This window comes from Neisseria sp. P0008.S010 (genome assembly GCF_051962715.1).
Lineage (GTDB): Bacteria > Pseudomonadota > Gammaproteobacteria > Burkholderiales > Neisseriaceae > Neisseria > Neisseria elongata.
In genome coordinates this window covers 1-5,490 of record NZ_JBQCVA010000073.1, presented here as the reverse complement: position 1 = coordinate 5,490, position 5,490 = coordinate 1, and the positions used below count along the sequence as shown (strand labels likewise).

Below are 5,490 nucleotides of genomic sequence, written 5' to 3'. Positions count from 1 at the left end.
TGCTCTTTAACAAACAGATTACCGATAAGTGTGAGTGCTTAGGCCTCACGCTGTTTAGAAGACAGACAAGATGATGTTTAACATTGTCCTGTCGGTTTCTTTGAAGCAGACCAGAAGTTATTAAGTTAGAGATTGAACATAAGAGTTTGATCCTGGCTCAGATTGAACGCTGGCGGCATGCTTTACACATGCAAGTCGGACGGCAGCGGGGTAGTGCTTGCACTACTGCCGGCGAGTGGCGAACGGGTGAGTAATATATTGGAACGTACCGAGTAATGGGGGATAACCAATCGAAAGATTGGCTAATACCGCATACGCTCTGAGGAGGAAAGCAGGGGACCTTCGGGCCTTGCGTTATTCGAGCGGCCAATATCTGATTAGCTAGTTGGTGGGGTAAGGGCCTACCAAGGCGACGATCAGTAGCGGGTCTGAGAGGATGATCCGCCACACTGGGACTGAGACACGGCCCAGACTCCTACGGGAGGCAGCAGTGGGGAATTTTGGACAATGGGCGCAAGCCTGATCCAGCCATGCCGCGTGTCTGAAGAAGGCCTTCGGGTTGTAAAGGACTTTTGTTAGGGAAGAAAAAGGAGCGGTTAATACCCGTTTCTGCTGACGGTACCTAAAGAATAAGCACCGGCTAACTACGTGCCAGCAGCCGCGGTAATACGTAGGGTGCGAGCGTTAATCGGAATTACTGGGCGTAAAGCGAGCGCAGACGGTTACTTAAGCAGGATGTGAAATCCCCGGGCTTAACCTGGGAACTGCGTTCTGAACTGGGTAGCTAGAGTATGTCAGAGGGGGGTAGAATTCCACGTGTAGCAGTGAAATGCGTAGAGATGTGGAGGAATACCGATGGCGAAGGCAGCCCCCTGGGATAATACTGACGTTCATGCTCGAAAGCGTGGGTAGCAAACAGGATTAGATACCCTGGTAGTCCACGCCCTAAACGATGTCGATTAGCTGTTGGGCAGCTTGACTGCTTAGTAGCGTAGCTAACGCGTGAAATCGACCGCCTGGGGAGTACGGTCGCAAGATTAAAACTCAAAGGAATTGACGGGGACCCGCACAAGCGGTGGATGATGTGGATTAATTCGATGCAACGCGAAGAACCTTACCTGGTCTTGACATGTACGGAACCTTCCAGAGACGGAAGGGTGCCTTCGGGAACCGTAACACAGGTGCTGCATGGCTGTCGTCAGCTCGTGTCGTGAGATGTTGGGTTAAGTCCCGCAACGAGCGCAACCCTTGTCATTAGTTGCCATCATTTAGTTGGGCACTCTAATGAGACTGCCGGTGACAAACCGGAGGAAGGTGGGGATGACGTCAAGTCCTCATGGCCCTTATGACCAGGGCTTCACACGTCATACAATGGTCGGTACAAAGGGTAGCCAAGCCGCGAGGCGGAGCCAATCTCATAAAACCGATCGTAGTCCGGATTGCACTCTGCAACTCGAGTGCATGAAGTCGGAATCGCTAGTAATCGCAGGTCAGCATACTGCGGTGAATACGTTCCCGGGTCTTGTACACACCGCCCGTCACACCATGGGAGTGGGGGATACCAGAAGTAGGTAGGGTAACCGCAAGGAGCCCGCTTACCACGGTATGCTTCATGACTGGGGTGAAGTCGTAACAAGGTAGCCGTAGGGGAACCTGCGGCTGGATCACCTCCTTTCTAGAGAAAAGGGGTCTAGGTACTCACACTTATCGGTAATCGAAGATGCAGCACAAAGGGTTTGTAGCTCAGGTGGTTAGAGCACACGCTTGATAAGCGTGGGGTCGTAGGTTCAAGTCCTACCAGACCCACCATGCAAACCACAAGGCAAAGAAGGCTGATTAGGCTGGAGGCCAAAATACTGGGGGCATAGCTCAGTTGGTAGAGCACCTGCTTTGCAAGCAGGGGGTCATCGGTTCGATCCCGTTTGCCTCCACCAAATAATTTACAAATTAAAACAGGTTGTATTAGAGTGCAGCTTCTTTTAATTTGCAAAGTAAATAGCAATATTGAATGCATCGATCTTTAACAAATTGGAAAGTCGAAATCAACAAACAAAGACAATGTGTCTGTTTTTGATGATTAACTGATTGTAAACGGTTAGTTGTCTCCTGAATAGGAAAAGAAAAACAGGTACAGTATTTGGGTGATGATTGTATCGACTTAATCCCGAAAGACAAAAGGCGGGATTAAGACACAACAAGCAGTAAGCTTTATCAGAGTAGGAAATTCAAGTCTAATGTTCTCGTCAACGGAATATCAGGCAAAGTCAGAGAAGTTCTTGAAATGATAGAGTCAAGTGAATAAGTGCATCAGGTGGATGCCTTGGCGATGATAGGCGACGAAGGACGTGTAAGCCTGCGAAAAGCGTGGGGGAGCTGGCAATAAAGCTATGATCCCGCGATGTCCGAATGGGGAAACCCACTGCATTCTGTGCAGTATCCTAAGTTGAATACATAGACTTAGAGAAGCGAACCCGGAGAACTGAACCATCTAAGTACCCGGAGGAAAAGAAATCAACCGAGATTCCGCAAGTAGTGGCGAGCGAACGCGGAGGAGCCTGTACGTAATAGCTGTTTGAGATAGAAGAACAAGCTGGGAAGCTTGACCATAGTGGGTGATAGTCCCGTATTCGAAATCTCAATAGTGGTACTAAGCGTACGAAAAGTAGGGCGGGACACGTGAAATCCTGTCTGAATATGGGGGGACCATCCTCCAAGGCTAAATACTCATCATCGACCGATAGTGAACCAGTACCGTGAGGGAAAGGCGAAAAGAACCCCGGGAGGGGAGTGAAATAGAACCTGAAACCTGATGCATACAAACAGTGGGAGCACCCTTGTGGTGTGACTGCGTACCTTTTGTATAATGGGTCAACGACTTACATTCAGTAGCGAGCTTAACCGGATAGGGGAGGCGTAGGGAAACCGAGTCTTAATAGGGCGATGAGTTGCTGGGTGTAGACCCGAAACCGAGTGATCTATCCATGGCCAGGTTGAAGGTGCCGTAACAGGTACTGGAGGACCGAACCCACGCATGTTGCAAAATGCGGGGATGAGCTGTGGATAGGGGTGAAAGGCTAAACAAACTCGGAGATAGCTGGTTCTCCCCGAAAACTATTTAGGTAGTGCCTCGAGCAAGACACTGATGGGGGTAAAGCACTGTTATGGCTAGGGGGTTATTGCAACTTACCAACCCATGGCAAACTCAGAATACCATCAAGTGGTTCCTCGGGAGACAGACAGCGGGTGCTAACGTCCGTTGTCAAGAGGGAAACAACCCAGACCGCCAGCTAAGGTCCCAAATGATAGATTAAGTGGTAAACGAAGTGGGAAGGCCCAGACAGCCAGGATGTTGGCTTAGAAGCAGCCATCATTTAAAGAAAGCGTAATAGCTCACTGGTCGAGTCGTCCTGCGCGGAAGATGTAACGGGGCTCAAATCTATAACCGAAGCTGCGGATGCTAGTTTACTAGCATGGTAGGGGAGCGTTCTGTAGGCCGATGAAGGTGCATTGTAAAGTGTGCTGGAGGTATCAGAAGTGCGAATGTTGACATGAGTAGCGATAAAGCGGGTGAAAAGCCCGCTCGCCGAAAGCCCAAGGTTTCCTACGCAACGTTCATCGGCGTAGGGTGAGTCGGCCCCTAAGGCGAGGCAGAAATGCGTAGTCGATGGGAAACAGGTTAATATTCCTGTACTTGATTCAAATGCGATGTGGGGACGGAGAAGGTTAGGTTAGCAAGCTGTTGGAATAGCTTGTTTAAGCCGGTAGGTGGAAGACTTAGGCAAATCCGGGTCTTCTTAACACCGAGAAGTGACGACGAGTGTCTACGGACATGAAGTAACCGATACCACGCTTCCAGGAAAAGCCACTAAGCTTCAGTTTGAATTAAACCGTACCGCAAACCGACACAGGTGGGCAGGATGAGAATTCTAAGGCGCTTGAGAGAACTCGGGAGAAGGAACTCGGCAAATTGATACCGTAACTTCGGGAGAAGGTATGCCCTCTAAGGTTAAGGACTTGCTCCGTAAGCCCTGGAGGGTCGCAGAGAATAGGTGGCTGCGACTGTTTATTAAAAACACAGCACTCTGCTAACACGAAAGTGGACGTATAGGGTGTGACGCCTGCCCGGTGCTGGAAGGTTAATTGAAGATGTGAGAGCATCGGATCGAAGCCCCAGTAAACGGCGGCCGTAACTATAACGGTCCTAAGGTAGCGAAATTCCTTGTCGGGTAAGTTCCGACCCGCACGAATGGCGTAACGATGGCCACACTGTCTCCTCCCGAGACTCAGCGAAGTTGAAGTGGTTGTGAAGATGCAATCTACCCGCTGCTAGACGGAAAGACCCCGTGAACCTTTACTGTAGCTTTGCATTGGACTTTGAAGTCACTTGTGTAGGATAGGTGGGAGGCTTTGAAGCAGAGACGCCAGTCTCTGTGGAGCCGTCCTTGAAATACCACCCTGGTGTCTTTGAGGTTCTAACCCAGACCCGTAATCCGGGTCGGGGACCGTGCATGGTAGGCAGTTTGACTGGGGCGGTCTCCTCCCAAAGAGTAACGGAGGAGTTCGAAGGTTACCTAGGTCCGGTCGGAAATCGGACTGATAGTGCAATGGCAAAAGGTAGCTTAACTGCGAGACCGACAAGTCGAGCAGGTGCGAAAGCAGGACATAGTGATCCGGTGGTTCTGTATGGAAGGGCCATCGCTCAACGGATAAAAGGTACTCCGGGGATAACAGGCTGATTCCGCCCAAGAGTTCATATCGACGGCGGAGTTTGGCACCTCGATGTCGGCTCATCACATCCTGGGGCTGTAGTCGGTCCCAAGGGTATGGCTGTTCGCCATTTAAAGTGGTACGTGAGCTGGGTTTAAAACGTCGTGAGACAGTTTGGTCCCTATCTGCAGTGGGCGTTGGAAGTTTGACGGGGGCTGCTCCTAGTACGAGAGGACCGGAGTGGACGAACCTCTGGTGTACCGGTTGTCACGCCAGTGGCATCGCCGGGTAGCTAAGTTCGGAAGAGATAAGCGCTGAAAGCATCTAAGCGCGAAACTCGCCTGAAGATGAGACTTCCCTTGCGGTTCAACCGCACTAAAGAGTCGTTCGAGACCAGGACGTTGATAGGTGGGGTGTGGAAGCGCGGTAACGTGTGAAGCTAACCCATACTAATTGCTCGTGAGGCTTGACTCTATCATTTGAAGAACTTCAAATATAAAAGCTTACTGACTGATTCAGTCATTACCTATTATTGATTATCGGCTTTACCGATTTGTACAGTTTACGTTTGGCGGCCATAGCGAGTTGGTCCCACGCCTTCCCATCCCGAACAGGACCGTGAAACGACTCAGCGCCGATGATAGTGTGGTTCTTCCATGCGAAAGTAGGTCACTGCCAAACACTTATTTCGAAGCCCTGATGATTTATTCGTCAGGGCTTCTCTATTTTATACGTGTTTTTTTGCCCTATCTAATATAGACAGGTTGCTGAAGAAGGTCATGA

Annotated in this window: 2 tRNA genes and 3 rRNA genes; all 5 read left to right on the top strand. The window is 50.2% G+C overall.

Going from position 1 to position 5,490, the window contains the following annotated elements:
• Positions 1 to 134 precede the first annotated feature (134 nt).
• The 5 genes from ACTHSL_RS12015 to rrf all read left to right on the top strand — a co-directional run bounded on the left by ACTHSL_RS12015 (position 135) and on the right by rrf (position 5,388).
• Positions 135 to 1,675, top strand: a 16S ribosomal RNA gene (locus ACTHSL_RS12015).
• Positions 1,676 to 1,732: 57 nt separating this feature from the next.
• Positions 1,733 to 1,809, top strand: a tRNA-Ile gene (locus tag ACTHSL_RS12010).
• Between the two features lie 49 nt (positions 1,810 to 1,858).
• Positions 1,859 to 1,934, top strand: a tRNA-Ala gene (locus tag ACTHSL_RS12005).
• 354 nt (positions 1,935 to 2,288) lie between these two features.
• Positions 2,289 to 5,181: ribosomal RNA gene (locus ACTHSL_RS12000) — 23S ribosomal RNA — on the top strand.
• Positions 5,182 to 5,274: 93 nt separating this feature from the next.
• A 5S ribosomal RNA gene (rrf, locus tag ACTHSL_RS11995) occupies positions 5,275 to 5,388 on the top strand.
• The 16S, 23S and 5S rRNA genes sit together here with 2 tRNA genes alongside, the layout of an rRNA operon.
• Positions 5,389 to 5,490 lie beyond the last annotated feature (102 nt).